General features: G+C 68.5%; 19 protein-coding genes. 5 read left to right on the top strand and 14 right to left on the bottom strand.

The window, feature by feature from the left end; genetic code table 11:
- Positions 1-21: 21 nt before the first annotated feature.
- A complete protein-coding gene (rutA, locus tag AC1DY5_RS02105; protein WP_478107933.1) occupies positions 22-1,134 on the bottom strand; it encodes a pyrimidine utilization protein A in 1,113 nt (370 codons plus the stop codon).
- Between the two features lie 298 nt (positions 1,135-1,432).
- Between rutA and AC1DY5_RS02100 the strand changes: the two genes are divergently transcribed.
- Positions 1,433-2,386 (top strand): MlaD family protein, encoded by a 954-nt coding sequence (locus AC1DY5_RS02100; RefSeq protein ID WP_478107930.1) that lies wholly within the window; start codon positions 1,433-1,435, stop codon positions 2,384-2,386.
- Positions 2,383-3,228: a tetratricopeptide repeat protein gene (locus tag AC1DY5_RS02095; protein WP_478107928.1), complete on the top strand. Its 846-nt coding sequence runs from the start codon at positions 2,383-2,385 to the stop codon at positions 3,226-3,228. Before AC1DY5_RS02100 ends, AC1DY5_RS02095 begins: the two co-directional genes overlap by 4 nt.
- Before the next feature lie 42 nt (positions 3,229-3,270).
- Here AC1DY5_RS02095 and AC1DY5_RS02090 read toward each other — a convergent pair whose 3' ends face one another.
- From AC1DY5_RS02090 to AC1DY5_RS02055, 8 genes are all read right to left on the bottom strand, one after another.
- A complete protein-coding gene (locus AC1DY5_RS02090; RefSeq protein ID WP_478107926.1) occupies positions 3,271-4,296 on the bottom strand; it encodes a transposase in 1,026 nt (341 codons plus the stop codon).
- A gap of 257 nt (positions 4,297-4,553) precedes the next feature.
- A complete protein-coding gene (locus AC1DY5_RS02085) occupies positions 4,554-5,690 on the bottom strand; it encodes a PrpF domain-containing protein (RefSeq protein ID WP_478107923.1) in 1,137 nt (378 codons plus the stop codon).
- Positions 5,687-6,661 carry a Bug family tripartite tricarboxylate transporter substrate binding protein gene (locus AC1DY5_RS02080; RefSeq protein WP_478107922.1) on the bottom strand — a complete coding sequence of 325 codons (975 nt, stop codon included), beginning with the start codon at positions 6,659-6,661 and terminating at the stop codon, positions 5,687-5,689. The genes AC1DY5_RS02085 and AC1DY5_RS02080 overlap by 4 nt, the downstream gene beginning before the upstream one ends.
- 29 nt (positions 6,662-6,690) lie before the next feature.
- Entirely contained in the window at positions 6,691-8,136 is a 1,446-nt protein-coding gene (locus tag AC1DY5_RS02075; protein WP_478107920.1) for an MmgE/PrpD family protein, read from the bottom strand.
- Positions 8,137-8,141: 5 nt separating this feature from the next.
- A complete protein-coding gene (locus tag AC1DY5_RS02070; RefSeq protein WP_478107917.1) occupies positions 8,142-9,116 on the bottom strand; it encodes a tripartite tricarboxylate transporter substrate binding protein in 975 nt (324 codons plus the stop codon).
- A gap of 37 nt (positions 9,117-9,153) precedes the next feature.
- Positions 9,154-9,816: a 3-isopropylmalate dehydratase small subunit gene (gene leuD / locus AC1DY5_RS02065; protein WP_478107914.1), complete on the bottom strand. Its 663-nt coding sequence runs from the start codon at positions 9,814-9,816 to the stop codon at positions 9,154-9,156.
- A complete protein-coding gene (gene leuC, locus AC1DY5_RS02060) occupies positions 9,813-11,213 on the bottom strand; it encodes a 3-isopropylmalate dehydratase large subunit (protein WP_478107912.1) in 1,401 nt (466 codons plus the stop codon). The genes leuD and leuC overlap by 4 nt, the downstream gene beginning before the upstream one ends.
- 7 nt (positions 11,214-11,220) lie before the next feature.
- Positions 11,221-12,090, bottom strand: a complete 870-nt coding sequence (locus AC1DY5_RS02055) for an isocitrate lyase/PEP mutase family protein (RefSeq protein WP_478107910.1) — start codon at positions 12,088-12,090, stop codon at positions 11,221-11,223.
- Positions 12,091-12,170: 80 nt separating this feature from the next.
- Between AC1DY5_RS02055 and AC1DY5_RS02050 the strand changes: the two genes are divergently transcribed.
- Positions 12,171-12,989 carry a GntR family transcriptional regulator gene (locus AC1DY5_RS02050; RefSeq protein WP_478107908.1) on the top strand — a complete coding sequence of 273 codons (819 nt, stop codon included), beginning with the start codon at positions 12,171-12,173 and terminating at the stop codon, positions 12,987-12,989.
- Positions 12,990-13,010: 21 nt separating this feature from the next.
- Here the strand turns inward: AC1DY5_RS02050 and AC1DY5_RS02045 are convergent, their stop codons facing one another.
- The 5 genes from AC1DY5_RS02045 to AC1DY5_RS02025 form a co-directional block, all read right to left on the bottom strand.
- Positions 13,011-13,448: a CBS domain-containing protein gene (locus AC1DY5_RS02045; RefSeq protein ID WP_478107906.1), complete on the bottom strand. Its 438-nt coding sequence runs from the start codon at positions 13,446-13,448 to the stop codon at positions 13,011-13,013.
- A 44-nt stretch (positions 13,449-13,492) separates the two neighbouring features.
- Positions 13,493-14,548 (bottom strand): 2-oxoacid:ferredoxin oxidoreductase subunit beta, encoded by a 1,056-nt coding sequence (locus tag AC1DY5_RS02040; RefSeq protein ID WP_478107904.1) that lies wholly within the window; start codon positions 14,546-14,548, stop codon positions 13,493-13,495.
- On the bottom strand, positions 14,545-16,386 hold the full coding sequence (locus tag AC1DY5_RS02035) for a 2-oxoacid:acceptor oxidoreductase subunit alpha (RefSeq protein ID WP_478107902.1): 1,842 nt from the start codon (positions 16,384-16,386) through the stop codon (positions 14,545-14,547). The genes AC1DY5_RS02040 and AC1DY5_RS02035 overlap by 4 nt, the downstream gene beginning before the upstream one ends.
- 11 nt (positions 16,387-16,397) lie before the next feature.
- Positions 16,398-18,230 carry an FAD-dependent oxidoreductase gene (locus AC1DY5_RS02030; RefSeq protein ID WP_478107900.1) on the bottom strand — a complete coding sequence of 611 codons (1,833 nt, stop codon included), beginning with the start codon at positions 18,228-18,230 and terminating at the stop codon, positions 16,398-16,400.
- 189 nt (positions 18,231-18,419) lie between these two features.
- Entirely contained in the window at positions 18,420-18,647 is a 228-nt protein-coding gene (locus AC1DY5_RS02025) for a hypothetical protein (RefSeq protein ID WP_478107898.1), read from the bottom strand.
- A gap of 225 nt (positions 18,648-18,872) precedes the next feature.
- On the opposite strand from AC1DY5_RS02025, the gene AC1DY5_RS02020 reads away from it, so the two are divergent.
- Positions 18,873-19,244, top strand: coding sequence for a cytochrome C (locus tag AC1DY5_RS02020; RefSeq protein WP_478107895.1), 372 nt, complete (start codon positions 18,873-18,875; stop codon positions 19,242-19,244).
- A gap of 55 nt (positions 19,245-19,299) precedes the next feature.
- Positions 19,300-19,557, top strand: coding sequence for a hypothetical protein (locus AC1DY5_RS02015; RefSeq protein WP_478107893.1), 258 nt, complete (start codon positions 19,300-19,302; stop codon positions 19,555-19,557).
- Positions 19,558-19,818: the final 261 nt, after the last annotated feature.

Raw genomic sequence — 19,818 nt, 5'->3', positions numbered from 1 at the left:
AATCTCTTGCCGATCGGTCGATCAGGCTGCGAGGGCCAGCTGCTGCACTTGCGACGGCACCGGCGTGTCGGCACCGACGCGGCTCTTCATCAGGGGTTGGATGCGTTCGCCGAAGGCCTCGATGCCGTTGACGAAGTCGTCGAAGGTCAGCAGCACGCCTTCGGTGCCCGGCACCTCGGCCATCTCGTCGAGCATGCGCGCGACGCTGGCGTACGAGCCGACTAGCGTGCCCATGTTGATGTTGACGGCGGAGGTCGGATCGGCCATCTGGCGCACGTTGGTGTCGGCGCCGGACTTCGTGTCGGCGGCGCCCTGCGCGCCGAGCCAGGCGATCGCCTCGTGGTCGGCACCGGCCTTGTAGTGCTCCCACTTGGCACGCGCGTCCTCGTCGGTCTCGTCCGCGATGACCATCATCAGCACGTAGGTCGTGACGTGGCGGCCGGTCTTCTTCGCGGCTTCGATCAGCTTCTCGGCGGCCGGCGCGAAAGCCCTGGGCGTGTTCACACCCTTGCCGAAGCAGAAGTTGTAGTCGGCGTACTGGGCGGAGAACGCCATGCCCGCATCGCTCTGGCCGGCACAGATCACCTTCATGTCCGCCTGCGGCTGCGGGCTCAGGCGGCAGTCGTCCATCTGGAAGTGCGTGCCCTTGAAATCGGACTGGCCCTTGCCCAACAGGTCGCGCAGCACCTGGATGTATTCGGACAGGTAGGCGTAGCGGGTTGCAAAGAACTCGTCGCCGGGCCACATGCCCATCTGCGAGTACTCGGGCCGCTGCCAGCCGGTCACGAGGTTCAGGCCAAAGCGCCCGTTCGAGATCGAATCGATGGTCGAGGCCATGCGCGCGACGATCGCCGGCGGCATTACCAGCGACGCGGCGGTAGCGAACAGCTTGATCTTCGTGGTCACGGCGGCCAGGCCGGCCATCAGGGTGAAGGATTCGAGGTTGTGGTCCCAGAACTCGGTCTTGCCGCCGAAGCCGCGCAGCTTGATCATCGACAGCACGAAGTCCATGCCGTAGTGCTCCGCGCGCTGCGTGATCCGCTTGTTGAGTTCGAAGCTCGGCTTGTACTGCGGTGCGTTCTCCGACAGCAGCCAGCCGTTGTTGCCGATGGGGATGAAGATGCCGATGTTCATGGGGACTCCTGGGACTTGAGGGAAGGTTGGGCTGGGGATTGCACAGACCGTGCCACCCACAAATCCGTTTGAGATCAATGACTTGCGTCAATCTTCATGCACATGTTTGACCAAATGGTCCAAAACAGAGCATTTGGAATGTCCGGGACGTGCGGCATTGGTGCACGGCGCCGGGCTTTCCATCTATAGGCCTTTGGTCCGATACCATGAGCGTGCCGCCAGAGCCTAGAGTCGAAGGCCCCGGCGGGGCCTGCGGCAACCGTCCTGCCCCTTCACTTTCACTGGACGGAGGATCTCGATGTCCGAACCCAATACAAGGCGCTGGGCGCTTCCCGCCGTCGCGCTGCTGGTCCTGGCCATCGCGGCGSTGCTGGCCTACATCGCCCACCAGCAGGGCTTGTTCAGCCGCCAGGACCGGCTCTATGTCGAGGTGCCGGACGCGGCCGGCATGGCCGAGGGCATGCCGGTGACGACCCACGGCTTGGTGATCGGCAGGGTCCGAGGCATCGCGCTGGCGGTGGCGCCTTCCGGCGACCGCGGCGCCAGGGTCGAACTGGGCATCGGCCACGAACACATGGCGCAGATCCCGAAGGGGACGCGGGCTCGGCTGGCCCAGGACAACGCGCTCGGCAAGCCGGCGATCGACCTGCTGCCCCCGCGCGGCGGCACGCAAGCAGTGGACTCCGGCGACGTGCTGGCATTCGAGCGCGGCAAGGAAGGCAGCCTGATCGTGCAGGAGCTGCAGACGGCGCTGCTGCCGGCGATTGCCGATGCGCGCAAGCTGACCGAAAGCCTGACCGACCCGGACGGCAGTTTCCAGCAGACGCTGAAGGCTGGCCAGGAGGTCGTGGACAAGATGCCCGCGCTCACCGAGAAGACCGTCGAGGTGCTCCAGCAGACCCAGCAGGCCGTGAAGACCATCGAGGGCGGTGCGGTGGCCACCATTCACAAGGCCGGCCAGACCATCGACGCCGTGGCGCAGGCCGCACCCGCGGTGATCGAGAAGGTGCAGCAGGCCGCGGCCACTTCGCAGCAGGCCAGTGCCGAGTTGCAGGCCATGGCGGCCCAGGCCGGCGAGAAGCTGCCCGGCGTGCTCGAGCAGGTGCAGGCCGCGGCGACGCAGACCAACCAGATGGTGAGCAACGCACGCCAGACCTGGCCGATCAGCCTGCTGACCGGTACCCCGACCACGCCGCAGTCGCTGCCGATCGACAGCATCGGCGGGCTGCCGCTGCCGGGGGAGAGCCCATGAAGCGCGCACTGAGACTGATGGCCTGCGCCGCCTGTGCCGCCGCGATGGCCGTGCTGGCGGGGTGCTCGTCGCCACCGCTGCGCTCGCAGGCCGACATCCGGGCCCAGGGCTACAACACGCAGGGCATGGACCGCTACAAGGCCGGCGACCTGCCGCGCGCGCTGGCGTTCTTCGAGCAGGCGCTGGGGGTCGAGCAATCGATCGAGGACGACGATGCCATCGCAGCCACGCGGCTCAACCTGTCGATGGTTTATCTGGGCATGGGCCGCCAGGACGAGGCGCTGAAGGAGTTGGATCGGGTGCAGGATGAGCTTCGCCTGGCGTTCAGCAACGACCGACGCGCCGAAGCCGCGTTGCGTCGCGCGATGGCCCTGCAGGCGACCGATGCCGCCGGCGCCGGCCAGTCGCTCGATCGGGCCGCCGCACTCTGCGGCAGCAATTGCAGCGTTCGGGGCAAGATCCTCAACCTGAAGGCCTACCTGGCGCTGAACGGCGGGCGCCCCGAAGAAGGATTGCGATTGGCGCAGCAGGCCCATGGCGCGCTGGCCAAGGACGACGCGCTCGAGAAGGCCAACGCGCTGCGCCTGCAGGGCAGTGCCTACATCGCGATGCGGACGCCTGCGGCGGCGGTAGCGTCGCTTGCCGAGGCCTTGAAGATGGACAAGGCGGCCGGAGCGAGCGAGAAGATCTACCAGGACCTGCTGTTGCTGGGCCAGGCGTCCGCCGACAAACCGGAGCTTGCCAGGGACTATTGGACACGGGCGCGCGACGTGGCGGTGGCGGCCAAGAATCAGGCGGGGGTCGAGCGCACCGCGAAGCTGCTCGGAGCACCGCCGCCGTAGGGGTGCGTCGACCTCAAGAAACAGAACCGACGCCGTCTGGTTTCACATTGCTGCGGCGGTGGGATTGATCTGGAAGCCGAGCGCGGCGGCGCGGCGTCTGAGGGCGGCGACGCTGYGCTGGCGCTGCTGTTCCTCGTAGCGCTGTTGGCCCTGGTCGACGAAGTCCTCACCCCGAGTCAGCATGAAGTACACCATCCTTGCGAGCTTGTGGGCGGTGGCGGTGTTGGCCTGAGGTTTGGCCATGCGAGCGCAAAGCCGGCGGTAGAACGCCCCCAGGGCCGAGTCGCTGCGCGACAGGCTCATTGCTGCCATCTTCAGTGCCTGGCGCACGCGGTTGGCCGAGCGTTTGGTCTTTGCCGAGAGCACCTTGCCGCCGCTGATCTTGGTGCCCGGACACAACCCCAGCCAGGAGCAGAAATGCTTGACGTTGGCGAAGCGGCTCAGGTCGGGGCCGATCTCCGAGAGGATCTTCATCACCGCAGTCAATCCCAGGCCGTTGATGCGCGTGAGATCCACCCCGGCSCAGTTGGCCAGAGTCTGGCGCGTGTCGAATTCGTGTCGCATCTTGCTGCCAGCCCTGGGCACGTTGCCCAGATCGACCTGGCACTGACCCAACTCGGCCAGCAGYGCGTCCAGCTTCGCATCGCATTCGCCCAGGTGCCGGGCGATGTCGYCATACATCGCCAGCGCCTGGCGCAGCACGAWCAAGTGCTCCTCGCGCCAGTTGCCCGTCAACGCCTTGATGATCTCCTGGGCGCWGRCCTTGACTCGGCTGTGTCGGTGGCGCGCCAATGACTTCGCATCGCGCTCGCCCGCTACGATGGCGCGGATGATCGCCTGCCCGGTCAGGCCCATGACGTCGGTGAGCACCTCCGTGAGCTGCAGGTTCATCTGCACCAGCGCCTTGAGCCATTCGGCCAGCGCGTTCAGGTCATCGGTCATCGCGCCGAACTCGCGCACCGATTCCTCGGCCAAGTGCGGTGGCACCGCCACYCAGTGGCTGGAGGCGCCGACATCGATCCCGGCCGCATTGGGAAATACCTCGTCATCGCGCTTGCGAACTGCCATGGCTTGCTCCAACATCGTCGGCAGCGCCATGGGAAACGTCGAATTCGACTCGATCTCTCAAGCGGGATGCGCATCGCTGCGCTCACCAATGTCGCCGGCGATTCCCGGACCATGCTCAATAGCGGGCTCACCGCCCGGCGCCGATAACGCCGAGAGTTCGCACCATTGACTTTTCGGTCATCCCGGCGCTGCCGTTCACCTTGTAGCGCATCCCTGTTTCTTCGGGAGCGCCTGGCCCGCGTGCGAGCTTGGGATGCTCAATAGCAGACGTGGCCGTCGAAAAGACGCCGCGCCGTGCGGTACAGCGTGCCTGCTTCAACCTCGCAGAGGCCGTCGCGCAGGGCCACGGACGCATCGACGGTGATCACGCCGGAAGGCATTGCGAGCCGGCGCGGTGCGCCGCTCGACGGCCGCGCAAGCCGGTGCGCGACGCTGCCCGGCAGCCCCATCGCGACGGCGGTGCAGACCGCTCCGGTGGCGGGCAGGGCGCGATGCGGCTGGCCGCTCGACAGCATGCGGATGCAGAGATCGGAAGCGTCGGCCGCGATTGCCTCGCCCGACAGCGTGGGCGCATCGGTCGGTGCCGCGACCAGCGCGATCAACGGAAGCTTGCGGCGCGCCGCATCGGCTTCGGGCGCCAGGCCCAGCGCCATGACCGCCGCCAGGCCGACCGCGCGCAGTCTTTCCAGCGCCGCGCCGTCGCGCTCCAGTGCCTCAGGCAGTTCCGTGCCTGAAAGGCCGAGGTCGGCCGCCGCCACGAAAACGCACAGGTTGGCGGCGTCGACGATCGATGCCTCGACCTCGCCGATGCCCGGTATCCGGAGCCGATCGCTGGTGCGGCCGCTCGGCAGCAGCCGTCCGGTGGCGGCGCCGCCGGGCGCCAGGAAATCGAGGCGCACCGGCGCGCCGCTGCCGGCCACGCCAGGGATGACCAAGTCGCCGTCGATGGCCGCGCGGCCCTCCGCCAGCGGGAAGGTCGCGCGGATGATCTTGCGCGTATTGGTGTTGTGGATGCGTACCGTGGCCTCGTCGCCCCGGCACTGCAGCAGGCCTTCGTCGACCGCGAACGGGCCCATCGCCGCGGACATGTTGCCGCAGTTGCCATGCGTCGCGACCCGCGCCTCGCGCACCAGCACCTGGAAGAAGCTGTAGTCGATGTCGGCGTCGTCGCGCGTCGGCGGGCCGACCACGCACACCTTCGACACCGAGGTCACGCCGCCGCCCATGCCGTCGAGCTGGCGGCCATGCGGATCGGGACTGCCCATCGCGGCCAGGAAGATCGCCTCCCACGCCGTCCAGTCGGCCGGCAGGTCACGGGCATGGAACACCAGCGCCTTGCTGGTGCCGCCGCGCATGAAGACCGCCGGCAGCCGGCCGTGCACCGGCGGGCTCATTCGGCGACGATCTTCAGGTCCTTGGCCATCTTGCCGAGCCGCGCCGTCTCGCCATCGATGAAGGCGGTGAACTGTGCGCGGTCGCCGACCAGCGGCTCGGAGTTCCGTGCAGCCTGATTGGCGCGCTCGGCCGGCGAGGTGACGAAGGCCTGCACCGCCGCGTTGATCCTATCGAGCACCGCGGGCGGCGTTCCCTTGGGCGCGAAGAGGCCGAGCCAATGGGTCATGCGGATGTCGGGGAAACCGGCCTCGGCGGTGGTCGGCACCTCGGGCAGCTGCGCCATGCGCTTGTCCGATGCCACCGCCAGCATCCGCACGCGGCCGGCCTTGCCGAGTCCGACCAGGGCCTTGTTGGGCACGTCGGAGATCAGCTGCACCTGATGCCCGAGCAAGGCGGCGTTGGTCTCGCCGCTGCCCTTGTACTGCACGAAGGTCAGGGGCACGCCGAGGCTCGCCTTGATCATCTCCCCCGAGAAATGGCCGGTGCTGCCGATGCCCGTGGTGCCGAAGAAGATGCCCTTGGGATTGGCCTTGGCATAAGCCTGGAGCTGCTTCAGTGTCGCGACGCCGGTGTCGATGTCGGCGACCAGCAGCGAGGGCGAGAAGGACACCCCGCTCACCGGGGCCAGGTCGGCCGGCGCGTAGGGGATCTTCGGGTGGATCATCGGGTTGATCAGCGTGCCGTTGGCACCCGCCAGCAGCGTGTAGCCGTCGGGCGCCGACTTGGCGACCGCGTCGGCGCCGATGACACCGCCCGCGCCGGGCTTGTTGTCGATCACCACCGGCTGGCCGAGGGCCTTCGACAGGCCCTCGGCCACCGTGCGCGCGGTTTCGTCGCCGGCGCCTCCGGCGGCATAGGGCGCGACGATCCGGATCGGCCGCGTCGGCCAGTCGGTGGCGGCGGACTGCGCGAAGAGCGGCGCGCTGAGCGCAAGGCCGGCGACGGCGATGAGGCTACGAGTTGCGAGCATGGATGTCGTCTCCAGGATCATGGGATTCGTCATTCGAAGGCCGGGCGCGCGGTCGGCCCCAGCAGCTGCATCAGATCGCGCACGTCGGCGAGGTCCTCGATGGCCAGCACCTGCTCTTCGATGGTCCGCTGGCGCGCCGGGTCGATCAGCCCGTCGGTCAGCGTGCGGTACTTGGCAACGACGCCTGCCGTGTCCTGCGGCTTCTCGATCACACGCGAGGTGGCGCGCTCGGCCACGATGCGCCGGCCGTCGGTGAAGGTGACGGCGACACGTGTCTGGCCGCGCTTGTGCATGCCGCCGGCGTCGAAGGCCGGGTCGTGCCGCACCTCGACCTTGCGCAGCAGCGCCCAGACGTCGTCGGCATCGATGCGTGCCGGCGAGAACTGCTGCACCATCGCGGCGCCGTCGATGGCCGCCACCGCGAGCGCATAGCCGATGTTCATCTGCGCGCCGATCGGCGTCAGCGGGCGCTCGGGCACCCACCATCCATGGTGAAACACCGCATGCGAGACCTCGCATTCGATGCGTGCGATCTCGTCGGCCTTCAGGGCGCGCTGCGCCGCGATGTCGAACAGCGCATCGAGCGGGGAGTGGATGCCGCCCATGGCCGCGTAGGGCTTGATGACGATGCGCTCGACCTCCCAGCGCTCGCTGAGCCCGCTCGTGATCTGCGACGCGTCGGGATCGTGCCCTTCGCCGAAGGTCGAGAGAAAGCCGCCGTAGGGGCGTTCGAACACCCGCTTGATGCCGGTGTAGCCGCCCTCGGCCAGCACCGCCGCATAGAGCCCGTTGCGGGCCGAGAAGCCGTGGTGCATGCGCTTGCACATGGCCTCGTACTGCGCGGCCATGAGGCCGGCCGACTGTGTGCCTGCAAGACCGAGCGCGTCTTCGTGGCGGCCCGCATCGAGCTCGAGTAGCTTGCCGACCGCGGCCGCGGCGGCATGGGTGCCGAACACCGACCCTGAGTGCCAGCCGCGCGACAGCATCTGGGCGCCGTGCAGCGCCATACCGACACGCGGGCCGACCTCGTAGCCGACCATGGCCGCCTCGAGGAACTGGCGGCCGCTGACCGGGGCGCCTTCGCCCTCGGCCGCCGCCCACAGCGCGGGCAGCACGATCGACGCGCTGTGAAGCGGACCGAGCGGATGGTAGTCGTCGAGTTCGAAGCCCTGGATGAAGGTGCCGTTGAGCAGCGCCGCCGCCGGCGCGCTGGTCTTCGCGCCCCAGCCGACGAGGGTCCGGTCGCCCGTGCCTTCGAACTTCTGCACGATGCGCGCGGCGGTGCGCGACCATGGCAGCTGGGCCCCGACGAGGGCGCAGGCGATGCCGTCGAGCGTCAGCGCCTTGGCGCGCTCGCGGGCCGAGGCCGGCGCCTGGTCGAGCGAGAAGCCGGCGAGCCAGGCGCACAGCTGGCCGGTCGGGCCGGCCGGGTCGGTCGCTGCCGCGGCCGGGCTGGTGGATGAGGGCAGGGTCATCGGTTTCACTCCAGCGGGTACTGTTTGACGAGAAGGCCCAGGCGTTCACTTTCCTCGCGCACCTGCGCGGCGAACTCGGCGGGCGAATTGACCAGCGGCTCGGCGCCGGCGGCGGCGATGGTCTTTTGGACGTCGGCGTCCTTCACCGCTTCGCGCAGTCCGGCGACGATGCCTTGCGTGACGTTGGCAGGCGTGCCCTTGGGCGCGAAGAGCCCATACCAGGTGACCGACTGGAACTGCGGGAATCCGGCTTCGGCGGAAGTCGGCACATCGGGCAGCGCCGCGGCCCGCTTCTGCCCCTGCGTCGCGAAGATCTTCAGCGTGCCGGCCTTGTAGTGCGGCAGCGCGGCGGTGATGCCGGTGAACGCCATGTTGACGTTGTTGGCGATCATGTCGGTCACGATGGCGCCGGTGCCGCGGTAGTTGACCACAATCAGGTTCGGAATGCCTGCCTCCGCCGCGAGCTGCCTGGCGGAGATGCGCGCCAGGCTTTCGCCGCTGGCCAGCGAGCAGGGCGTCGTGGCCGTCTTGCAGTAGGCAACGAACTCGGCCAGCGTGCGGGCCGGAACCTTGGCGCTGGCGACGATCGCGGCCGGCGACACCGACACGGCGCTGACCGGGTCCAGGCGCGCCAGCGGGTCGATGCCTTTCAGGCCCGGCGTGTATTTGGTGACCACGATCGCCGGCACCTGCAGCAGCAGCGTGTGGCCATCGGGCTTGGCTTCCATCACGCGGCGCGTGCCGATCAGGCCGTCGGCGCCAGGCATGTTCTCGACCACCACCGGCTGGCCCCAGAGTTCGCCGAGCCGGCGCGCCACGGCCCGCGCGGTGGCGTCGGTGCCGCCGCCGGCCGAGTAGGGCACCACCAGGGCGACCGGGCGGTCCGGCTTCCAGACGGTCTGCGCGCCGGCAGCGGGTGCCGCGAGCGCGGTCGCCAGGGCCAGCAGCGGGCCGGTCTTTTTCCAAGGCAAACGGATCATCTTTCTTGTCTCTCTGTTCTTCGGGCGAGTCGGGTCGTCAGGCTTGCGCCGGCAGGGTTGCGTCATCGGGCCAGGCCCAGGGGCGGCGCATTCGGTCGGCCTGCTGCCATTCGCGAATCAGTGCATCGTCCTTGAGCGTGAGGCCGATGTCGTCCAGCCCGTGCAGCAGGCCCTCGCGGCGCATCGGGTCGATGGCGAAGGGGGTCGCGCTGCCGTCGGGCGCGATCAGCTCGCGCTGCTGCAAGTCGACCGTCAGTGCCGCGCCGGCGCCGCACGCCGCTGCGAGCGCCTCGATCCTCGCGGCCGGCAGGCGGATCGGCAGCACCCCGTTCTGGAAGCAGTTGCTGAAGAAGATGTCGCCGAAGCTCGGCGCGATGACGCATCGGATGCCGAGGCCCTGCAGGGCCCACACGGCGCCTTCGCGCGACGAGCCGCAGCCGAAGTTGTCGCCGGTCAGCAGGATCGGCGCGCCGCGAAACGCCGGCTGGTTCAGGATGAAATCCGGGTCCTCGCTGCCGTCGGCGCGAAAGCGCAGGGCTTCCATCGCGAAGGGGCCGAGCTCGTCCTTGGCGAGCGTGGTGAGTCGTTCGATGCGGATGATGACGTCGGTGTCGACGTTAGGCCGGGCCAGGTACGGCGCCGCGCCGGTCACGACGGTGAAGGGCGGCAGGGCCGCTGCGGCGGAAGCTGCGGTGTTCATCGGGGCTCCAGATCGGTGATGCAGCCGGCGATGGCTGCCGCCGCGGCCATTGCCGGGCTCGCGAGGTGCGTGCGCGCACCCGGTCCCTGGCGGCCGACGAAGTTGCGGTTCGAGGTCGAAACAGCGCGCTGCTGCGGTGGCACCTGTTCGCCGTTGGCCGCCACGCACATGCTGCATCCGGGCTCGCGCCAGGCGAAGCCGGCGTCTTCGAACACGGCGCGAAGGCCTTCAGCTTCGGCCGCACGCTTGACCGCCTCGGAGCCGGGGACGACCCATGCCGTCACGCCCGGCGCGACGCGCCTGCCGCGCGCCACCTCTGCGGCCGCGCGCAGGTCCGACAGGCGTGAGTTGGCGCAGGAACCGATGAAGACCCAGTCGACCGGCGTGTTCGCGATCTTCTGGCCTGCCTCGAGGCCCATGTAGTCGAGCGCGGCGGCGAACGCGTCGCGCTGCGATGCGTCGAGCGCGTCGCGCGGATCGGGCACGCGGCCGTCGATCGCCACGGCGTGTTCCGGGCTGGTGCCCCAGGTCACGGTCGGCCGGACTGCCGACGCATCGATGATCTCCTCGCGATCGAAGCTCGCATCGGCGTCGCCCGCCAGCAGCCGCCACTGCGCGACCGCGGCGTCGAAGGCGGAGCCTTGCGGTGCGAACGGGCGGCCTCGAAGGTAGTCGAAGGTGCGCTCGTCGGGCGCCACCATGCCGAAGCGGGCGCCGAGCTCGACCGAGAGGTTGCAGAGCGTGAGGCGGCCTTCCACTTCCATGGCCTCGATCGCGGGGCCGGCGAACTCGATCGCGTGGGCCACGCCGGCCGCGGCGCCGAGCCTGCCGATGATGTGCAATGCCAGGTCCTTGGCGGTGACGCCGGTCCGGAGCCGGCCCTCGCAGCGGATGCGCATCTGCCTGGGCTTCTGTTGCCGAAGGGTCTGCGTCGCCAGCGCATGCGTGCTCTCCGACGAGCCGACCCCGAAGGCCATGGCGCCGAGGCCGCCGTTGGTGCATGTGTGGCTGTCGCCGCAGATCACAGTCAGGCCGGGGAGCACGATGCCGAGCTCCGGGCCCATGACATGCACGATGCCTTGGCCCGGCTGGCCGAGATCGAAGAAGCGGACCCCGGCCGAGCGCGTGCGGTCGCGCAGCGCGGTCCACAGCTTGCCGCCGGGCACATAGCTCAGGCCGTTGCGGCCGGGCTGGCTCGACATCGCATGATCGGGCGTCGCGAAGACCAGTCTGGGGTCATGCAGGGGCAGGCCGCGTGCGCTCACCTCGGCCAGCGCCGGCGGACCCGAGAGATCGTGCAGCAGGTGGCGGTCGATGTGCAGCAGCGGCCAGCCGTCGCCGAGGTCGCGCACCACGTGGGCCTCCCAGAGCTTGTCGAAGAGTGTTCGCGCGTTCATGGCCGTATTACTTCTGCTCAATGGCCGCGCCCGCAACGAAGCGGGTCCGCAGGGCGTCCCACTCGTCGGCGCCGAAGCGCCTGAAGGTCTGCGCCACGCTCTGCGACACCGCCGGCGCCTGGCGCGTGGCCTTGAGTTCGGCGAGCGCCGCGTCGCCGGCTTCGATGGCGGCCTTGAGCATCAGGCCGGGCAGGATCGCGAGCTTGTAGCCCATGGCTTCGGCTTCGTCCAGATCGAAGATCGGCGTCCGGCCGCCGGGCACCACGTTCAGCAGGCAGGGGCCATGCACCCGCCTCGGCACGGCGGCCACTTCGTCCAGGGTCTGCGTGGCTTCGATGAAGGCCAAGTCGGCCCCGGCCTCGAGCGCCGCGTTGCCGCGCCAGACGGCCTCGTCGAGCGAGAGCATGGCGCGTGCATCGGTGCGCGCGATGATGACGAACTCCTTGCTGCGGCGCGCCTCGACCGCGGCCCGGATCTTCGAGACGAAGTCCCGGCGGGAGATCACTTCCTTGCCGTCGAGATGGCCGCAGCGCTTCGGCGAGACCTGGTCTTCGATGTGGATCGCGGCCACGCCGCGCGACTCGTACTCGCGCACCGTGCGCGTCACGTTCAGTTCGTTGCCATAGCCGGTGTCGGCATCGGCGATCAGCGGCACGCCGATCGCTCGGCCCATCGTTGCCGCATTGGCGACCATCTCGCCCATGTCGAGCAGGCCGAAGTCGGGGTAGCCGCGTGCAGCTGAGGTGCCGGCGCCGGTCATGTACACCGCGCTGAAACCAGCCTGTTCGATCAGCCGCGCGCCGATGGCGTCGTAGGCGCCCGGGGCGATCAACATGCCGGGCGCGGCCAGGAGTTCGCGAAGGGTGGCTGACGCCATGTGCAGACCTCGTCGTTTCTGTTAAGTTGTACTAAGAGTATCACAACATAATCACAAGTCAACAGGGTATGCTCGCGGCCATGAACACGGCGACGGCTGACACGTCGATGAGCAGCGGGCGCGGCACGGCCCTTCATCGACAGATATTCCTGGTGCTGCGCGACGAGATCTCGCGCGGACTATTCGCGGGCGGCGCCCTGCCGAACGAGGAGACGCTCTGCGAACGCTTCGGGGTCTCCCGCATCACGGTGCGGCGGGCGCTGGGCGACCTCGCGGCGCTCGGGCTGGTGGAGCGCCGGCACGGCCGCGGCACTTTCGTCCGCGAAGCCGCGATGCAGGCGCGCCCGCCCTTGAGCCTCAGCGTGATCGACAGCCTGCGCAAGACCGCGACCGAAACGGTGGTCCGGGTCGTCGAAGTCGTGCGGACGGTGCCGCCGGCCGACGTGGCACGGCTGCTGGCGCTGCCCGTGGGCGAGAAGGCGGTGCATGCGTTGCGGGTTCGATCGAACCGCAACGGCGAGCCGGCCATGCTGACCGACGCCTGGGTGCCGACGGCCATCGGTCGTCGCGCCACCGAGGCCGAGCTCAAGAAGAAGGCGCTTTATGAGATCCTGATGGCGCAGGGCGTGAAGTTCGGCCGGGTGGTGCAGGAGATCACCGCCACCGTGGCCGACCCGCATCGCGCTGGCCTGCTGCACACGGAGGTCGGGGCCCCGCTGTTGAAGCTGGTGCGGCTCATGCATGACATGGACGAGCGGCCGGTGCTTCACCTGACGGCCTACATGGCGTCCGAACGCGCGAGCATCCTGATGGAGATCGCCGGGGCGACCGTCAATACGCTGACGGCGGGGCAGATCGTGCTGGACGCGCCCGTGGCGGACGTCGATGTGCCGCGGTAGATGCGAGGGCCGTCGCCGCGGTCAACCCAGGACGTCGTTCACCTGCTCGTTGAACTCCGCCTGGCTGAGCGCCGCGCCGATCTCCCGCGGCAGTGCATCGCGGACCGAGAACACGCCGAGGATCTTGGTGCCCGACACCAGCGGCAGGTGCCGGAAGCCGCGCTCGAGCATCAGCACGACGGCATCGGACACCAGCGTATCTGGCGCCACGCAGATCGGGTTGGGTGTCATGACCTCGCGCGCCGTGGTGCGATCGGGATCGAGCCCGCGGGCCAGTACGCGCGTCATCAGGTCGCGCTCGGTCAGGATGCCGAGCAGGGTGTCGGGCGGCTCCATCACGAGCACGCTGCCGCAGTTGGCGCGCGTCATCACGCAGGCGGCATCGCGGGCGCTGGCCTGGGGGCTCAGGCTGGTCACGTGCTTGCGCGAGATCGACTGGAAAACAGTGCGTTCGTCCATGGTCCGCCCTCCGAAGGAAGCGCTATGGTGCCCGTCGCCCCGCTTCAGCGCAAGGAGTCGTTGAGCCGGTCGAGCGCCTTCGCGCCGGGGCAGAGCTGGGCCGGGCCCAGCGTGTTGAGCGGCCGGTCGCTGGTGTTGAGTGCGGTGTGCAGGTCGGTGGCCAGCGGGTCGACATAGAGCAGCCCCGTCACGACCTCGCCCATCTCCTGGTGCCGCTGCATGTGGGCCATGGCGGCGTAGCGGTCGCCCGGGTCGTAGCCGGCATGCAGGCTTCGCAGCCGAAGCAGGGTGCCGTCGTGCTGGCGCACGTCCAGTACTTCGCCCGGCACCATGTCGACCGTGATCTCTTCGCGCGCGCTGATGAAGTCGATCCGGCTCACGGCCTCGTTGTGCTCTCGCACGTAGTCGTAGCTCTTGGTGCTGCCGGGGTGGTTGTTGAAGGCGACGCAGGGGCTGATGACGTCGATGAAGGCCGAGCCGCCATGGCTGATCGCGCCCTTGATCAGTGGCACAAGTTGCGCTTTGTTACCCGAAAAGCCGCGTCCGACGTAGCTAGCACCCAGTTGCAACGCCATGGCGACCAGGTCGACCGGGCTGTCGGTGTTGACCACCCCCTTCTTGCTTTTCGAACCCTGGTCGGCCGTGGCCGAGAACTGGCCCTTGGTCAGCCCGTAGACGCCGTTGTTCTCGACGATGTAGGCCATGCGAACTCCGCGCCGCATCGCGTGGGCGAACTGGCCCAGGCCGATGGAGGCCGAGTCGCCGTCGCCCGAAACGCCCAGGTACAGCAGGTCGCGGTTGGCCAGGTTGGCGCCTGTCAGCACGCTGGGCATGCGCCCGTGCACGGTGTTGAAGCCGTGCGAGGCGCCCAGGAAGTAGTCCGGCGTCTTGGAGCTGCAGCCGATGCCCGAGAGCTTGGCCACGTGGTGCGGCTCGATGTCGAGCTCCCAGCAGGCCTCGATGATGGCGGCCGAGATCGAGTCGTGGCCGCAGCCGGCGCACAGCGTCGAGATCTTGCCTTCGTAGTCGCGCCGCGTGTAGCCGACCTTGTTGGTGGCCAGCGTCGGATGGTGCAGCCGGGGCTTGGCGAGATAGGTCATGCGGCTTCCTTGGGTTCGGTGGCGCGGGGCGCGTGGGCCCGGACGTGCGCGCTGATCGCCTCGACGATGAAGCGCGCCGTGATCGGCGTGCCGTCGAAATGCAGCACGCGGATCAGGCGCGCGGGGTCGATGTCCAGTTCGTTGACCAGCAGGCTGCGCATCTGGGCGTCGCGGTTCTGCTCGACCACGAACACCTGCGGATGCTGCGCCAGGAACTCCGGCACGCTGTCCGGGAACGGGAAGGCGCGCAGCCGCAGCGCGTCGAGGTGGATGCCGCGCGCTTCGAGTTCATCGAGCGCCTCGTGCATCGACGGGCTGGTCGAGCCGAAGTAGATCACCCCCAGGTCGGTCTTCTCGGCCGCGGGGCGCGGTACCGGCTGCGGCACCAGCGTGGCGGCGGTGCGGAACTTCTTCAGCAGCCGCTCCATGTTGTAGATGTAGTCGGGCCCGCGCTCGGAGTAGCGGGCGTAGGCGTCGCGCGTGGTGCCACGGGTGAAGAAGCTGCCCTTGGTCGGGTGCGTGCCCGGCAGCGTGCGCCAGGGGATGCCGTCGCCGTCGACGTCCTTGTAGCGGCCGAAGTCGCGGCCGGCCTCCAGTTCCTCGGCGGTCATCACCTTGCCGCGGTCGTAGGCCTTGCTGTCGTCCCAGGCGAAGGGCTTGCACAGCCGCTGGTTCATGCCGATGTCGAGGTCGGTCATCAGGAACACTGGCGTCTGCAGCCGGTCGGCCAGGTCGAGCGCCGCCGCCGCGTGCTCGAAGCACTCGTGCGGGTCCTCGGGAAACAGCAGCACGTGCTTGGTGTCGCCGTGCGAAGCATAGGCGCACGAGAGGATGTCGGCCTGCTGCGTGCGCGTCGGCATGCCGGTGGACGGGCCGCCGCGCTGCACGTTGATGAGGGTGACGGGGATCTCGGCGAAGTAGGCCAGGCCGATGAACTCGGTCATCAGCGAGATGCCGGGCCCGGAGGTCGGCGTGAAGGCCCGCGCGCCGTTCCAGCCGGCGCCGACGACCATGCCGATCGAGGCCAGTTCGTCCTCGGCCTGCACGATGGCGAAGCGGTTCTGGCCCGTGGCCGGATCGACGCGGAACTTGTTGCAGTACTTCTGGAAGGCCTCGGCCACCGAAGACGAGGGCGTGATCGGATACCAGGCAGCGACCGTGGCGCCGCCGTAGACGCAGCCCAGGGCGGCGGCGCTGTTGCCGTCGACGAAGATCCAGTCGCCCACGCGGTCGGCGCGCCGCACCTTCAGCCCCACGGGTTCGCGCAGGTTCTCGCGCGCGAAGTCGCAGCCCAGGTGCAGCGCCTGCACGTTGGAGGCCAGCAACTTCTCCTTGCCTTTGTACTGCTCGCCGAACAGCTTCTCGACCACTTCGGGCTCGATCCCCAGCAGGATCGCCAGGGCGCCCACGTAGACGATGTTCTTGAACAGCTGGCGCTGCCGCGGGTCGTGATACACCGCGTTGCAGATCTCGGTCAGCGGCATGCCGATGATGCGGATGTCGTCGCGGAACTTCGACGGCGGCAGCGGCCGCGTGCTGTCGTAGAACAGGTAGCCGCCGGGCTCGAGCTCGGCCACGTCGGCATCCCAGGTCTGCGGATTCATCGCCACCATCATGTCGGTGCCGCCGCGCCGGCCCAGGTGGCCCCGCTCGGTGACGCGCACCTCGTACCAGGTCGGCAGGCCCTGGATGTTGCTCGGGAAGATGTTGCGCGGGCTCACGGGCACGCCCATGCGCAGGATGGCCTTGGCGAACAGCTCGTTGGCCGAAGCCGAGCCCGAGCCGTTCACATTGGCGAATTTGATGACGAAGTCGTTGACCGCTTCAATTTGTCGCATGGTTCCAACGCTCATGCCGGCACCCCCTGCTTCGGCACGACGTGTGCATCGCGGCAGCCCGAGCCGGCCGGGGTCATCTCGAGCAGGAACTTCTGCATGTCCCAGGCGCCCGTCGGGCAACGCTCGGCGCACAGGCCGCAGTGGAGGCAGACGTCCTCGTCCTTGACCATCACGCGGCCGGTCTTGAGGCCGCCGGACACGTACAGGTCCTGCGCCAGGTTCAGCGCCGGCGCCTTGAGCCGGGTGCGCAGGTCGCTCTCCTCGCCGTTGGCGGTGAAGCTGATGCAGTCCATCGGGCAGATGTCCACGCAGGCGTCGCATTCGATGCAGGCGGGCTCGGTGAACACGGTCTGAACGTCGCAGTTGAGGCAGCGCTCGGCCTCCTTGAAGGCGGTGGCGGCGTCGAAGCCCAGCTCGACCTCCACGCGGATGCTGGCCAGTGCCGCTTCGGCCTTGGCCCAGGGCACCTTGTAGCGCAGGTCGTTGGAGGTGTCGTTGTCGTAGCTCCACTCGTGGATGCCCATCTTCTGGGACACCAGGTTGGTCATCGGTGCGGGCCGGATGTAGACCGCTTCGTCATGAAGCAGCCGGTCGATCGACACGGCAGCCTCGTGGCCATGGGCCACGGCCGTGATGATGTTCTTCGGGCCGAAGGCCGCATCGCCGCCGAAGAACACGTTGGCCACCGACGACTGGAAAGTCTTCTCGTCGAGCTTGGGCAACCCCCATTTGTCGAAGGCGAGGCCGCAGTCGCGCTCGATCCACGGAAAGGCGTTTTCCTGGCCCACCGCCACCAGCACCTCGTCGCATTCGAAGAAGGCATCGGGCTCGCCGGTGGGCACCAGCGAGCGGCGGCCCTGGTCGTCGTATTCGGCCCGGACGATCTCGAAGCGCATGCCCAGCAGCTTGCAGTTCTCGTGCACGAAGGCCTTGGGCACATGGAAGTTGATGATCGGGATGCCTTCGTGCTGGGCGTCTTCCTTTTCCCAGGGCGAGGCCTTCATTTCCTCGAAGCCACTGCGCACGATCACCTTGACGTCGCTGCCGCCCAGGCGGCGGGCCGAGCGGCAGCAGTCCATCGCCGTGTTGCCGCCGCCGAGCACGATCACGCGCCGGCCGATCTGCGTCACGTGGCCGAACGAGACCGAATTGAGCCAGTCGATGCCGATGTGGATGCTGTCCGCGGCGTCCCGGCGGCCGGGCACCTCCAGGTCGCGCCCGCGCGGCGCGCCGCAGCCGACGAAAATCGCGTCCCAGCCCTGCGCCATCAGGGCCTTCATCGAATCGATGCGCTCGCCGCTGCGGAATTCGACGCCGAGATCGAGGATGTAACCGGTCTCCTCGTCGATCACCGATTCGGGCAGCCGGAAGCGCGGGATCTGGGTGCGGATGAAGCCGCCCGCCTTGGCTTCGCCATCGAACACCGTGACCTCGTAGCCCAGTGGCGCGAGGTCGCGGGCGACGGTCAGTGAGGCCGGCCCCGCGCCGACGCAGGCGATGCGCTTGCCGTTCTTCGGTTCCAGTTTCGGCATGCGCGAACGCACGTCGTCCTTCATGTCGGCGGCGACCCGCTTGAGCCGGCAGATCGCCACCGGCTCAGGGTCCTTGGCGTTGCTTTCCTCCACTCGCCCGCGCCGGCAGGCCGGCTCGCAGGGCCGGTCGCAGGTGCGCCCGAGGATGCCGGGGAAGACGTTGGAGACCCAGTTGATCATGTAGGCGTCGCTGTAGCGGCGCTGCGCGATCAGCCGGATGTACTCGGGAACGGGGGTGTGCGCCGGACAGGCGTACTGGCAATCGACGACCTTGTGGAAATAGGCCGGGTTGGCAATGTTAGTTCGCTGCAAAGCGTGTCTCCTGGCTGCCGCCCGCGGCCGGGGGGGCGGCACGGGTCTGTCGTCAGTATGCGCCGCACCGGGCCGGGGCATGCCTTGGTGGAATCCCGCAGCACCCCTCTCAGGGGCTGACGCGCAGGTGGTTGACCACCGTGGAGTCGTCGGGTGTCGACCAGGCGGCTCACTGTGCGGCAATGCGGCCTAGCGCCTGCAGACGATCTCGGGCCAGAGCGAACTCGCCGCCGTGTTGTAGTGCCAGATGATCTTGGTGACCTTGGTCCGCCCCTTGGCGGATTCGTCGACCTTGGCATCATCGGGGATCACGAGGGTCTGCCCGACTTTGGGAAGCGCGCCGGGGTAGGGGTGGTGGGCCGTGCCCACCTGAAGTTCGCACGGTGCCGCCGTGTCGGTGTGAATGGTGATTCTCATGGTCGTTCCCTGGTTGGGTGGGAGGGCAGAGGCTGGCTGCCGATCGGCCGCGTTGCGAGACGTCCGTGACGCTAGATCGACCGCGCCGCCCGGACCTTGATCGCGCGCAATCCGGCCGTCGGCGGTTCACGATTCACCTATCGACCGGGTCGCCGATTGCGCTGCATCAAACGGTCCGTGCGGAGGCACAGGATGATGGAACTTCCATCGTCGAAAGGGACCCCGATGAACGAACTGCATCCTGATCCCGTGCGCCGGCAGCGCGCCCACCCGGCCCGGTTCCCGGCCGCCTGCCTGCTGGTCGCGGCAAGCTTGTTTGGCCCCGCGGCCGGTGCCCAGACGCGCGGTGAACTGCTGTACACGACGCACTGCATCGCCTGCCACACGACGCAGGTGCATTGGCGTGACCGCAGGCTGGCCGCCGACTGGAACAGCCTGCAGGCGCAGGTGGCACGCTGGCAGGCCGCGGGCGCGCTGAACTGGAGCGAAGAGGACATCGTTGCCGTCACGCGCCACCTCAACGAGCGCTTCTATGGATTCAAGTCGCCCCCGGGCCCACCGGTGGTACTGGGGCCGRCCGGCGGCGCGCGGCCCTGATCCGGGCTTGCGCTTGCGTAACGACACGATCGAGTCACGGCTTGAAAGGATGGCCATGAAGCGCCTTTGGATCTACGTTCATGCCGCCATCGCGTCGATGGCGTGGATCTTCGTTCTGCTCGCGCTGGCCCTGGCCCTGCTGGATCCGAAATCCGCCCTCAACCAGGACCCGCTGTTCGCCGCGATCGCGATCTTCGTGGCCGTCGGCCACCTGAGCAGCGCCAGCTACCTGGTGCGCCGCATCCGCGAGGAGATCTTCCAGACGAAACGAGCGGGGTCTCATCGGCCGGCGGAGCCATCATCTTCTCGCTGAGATGCTATGTGGGACTACCCGAGCGAGACCCGTTTAGCTACTTTCCGGCGCAAAAATGCCGTTTTTGAGTTTCTGCGTGGCGAGGCAACAAAGGCCAAGGCCGCCGAGATCGGCGGCCTTGGTTTCAGTGCGCGGTGGAGAGGAAGAAGGGGATGGTCTCAGCGTTTGGCTGAAGCTGCGAGAGCGAGGCCGATATTGATCAGATTGTCTGCGACGACGCCAAGCCCTACCCAACGCCCAATGCCCGACGGGCCCTTGTAG

The organism is Variovorax sp. P4_D9 (assembly GCF_056401695.1).
This window is presented reverse-complemented; position numbering and strand designations above follow the sequence as displayed.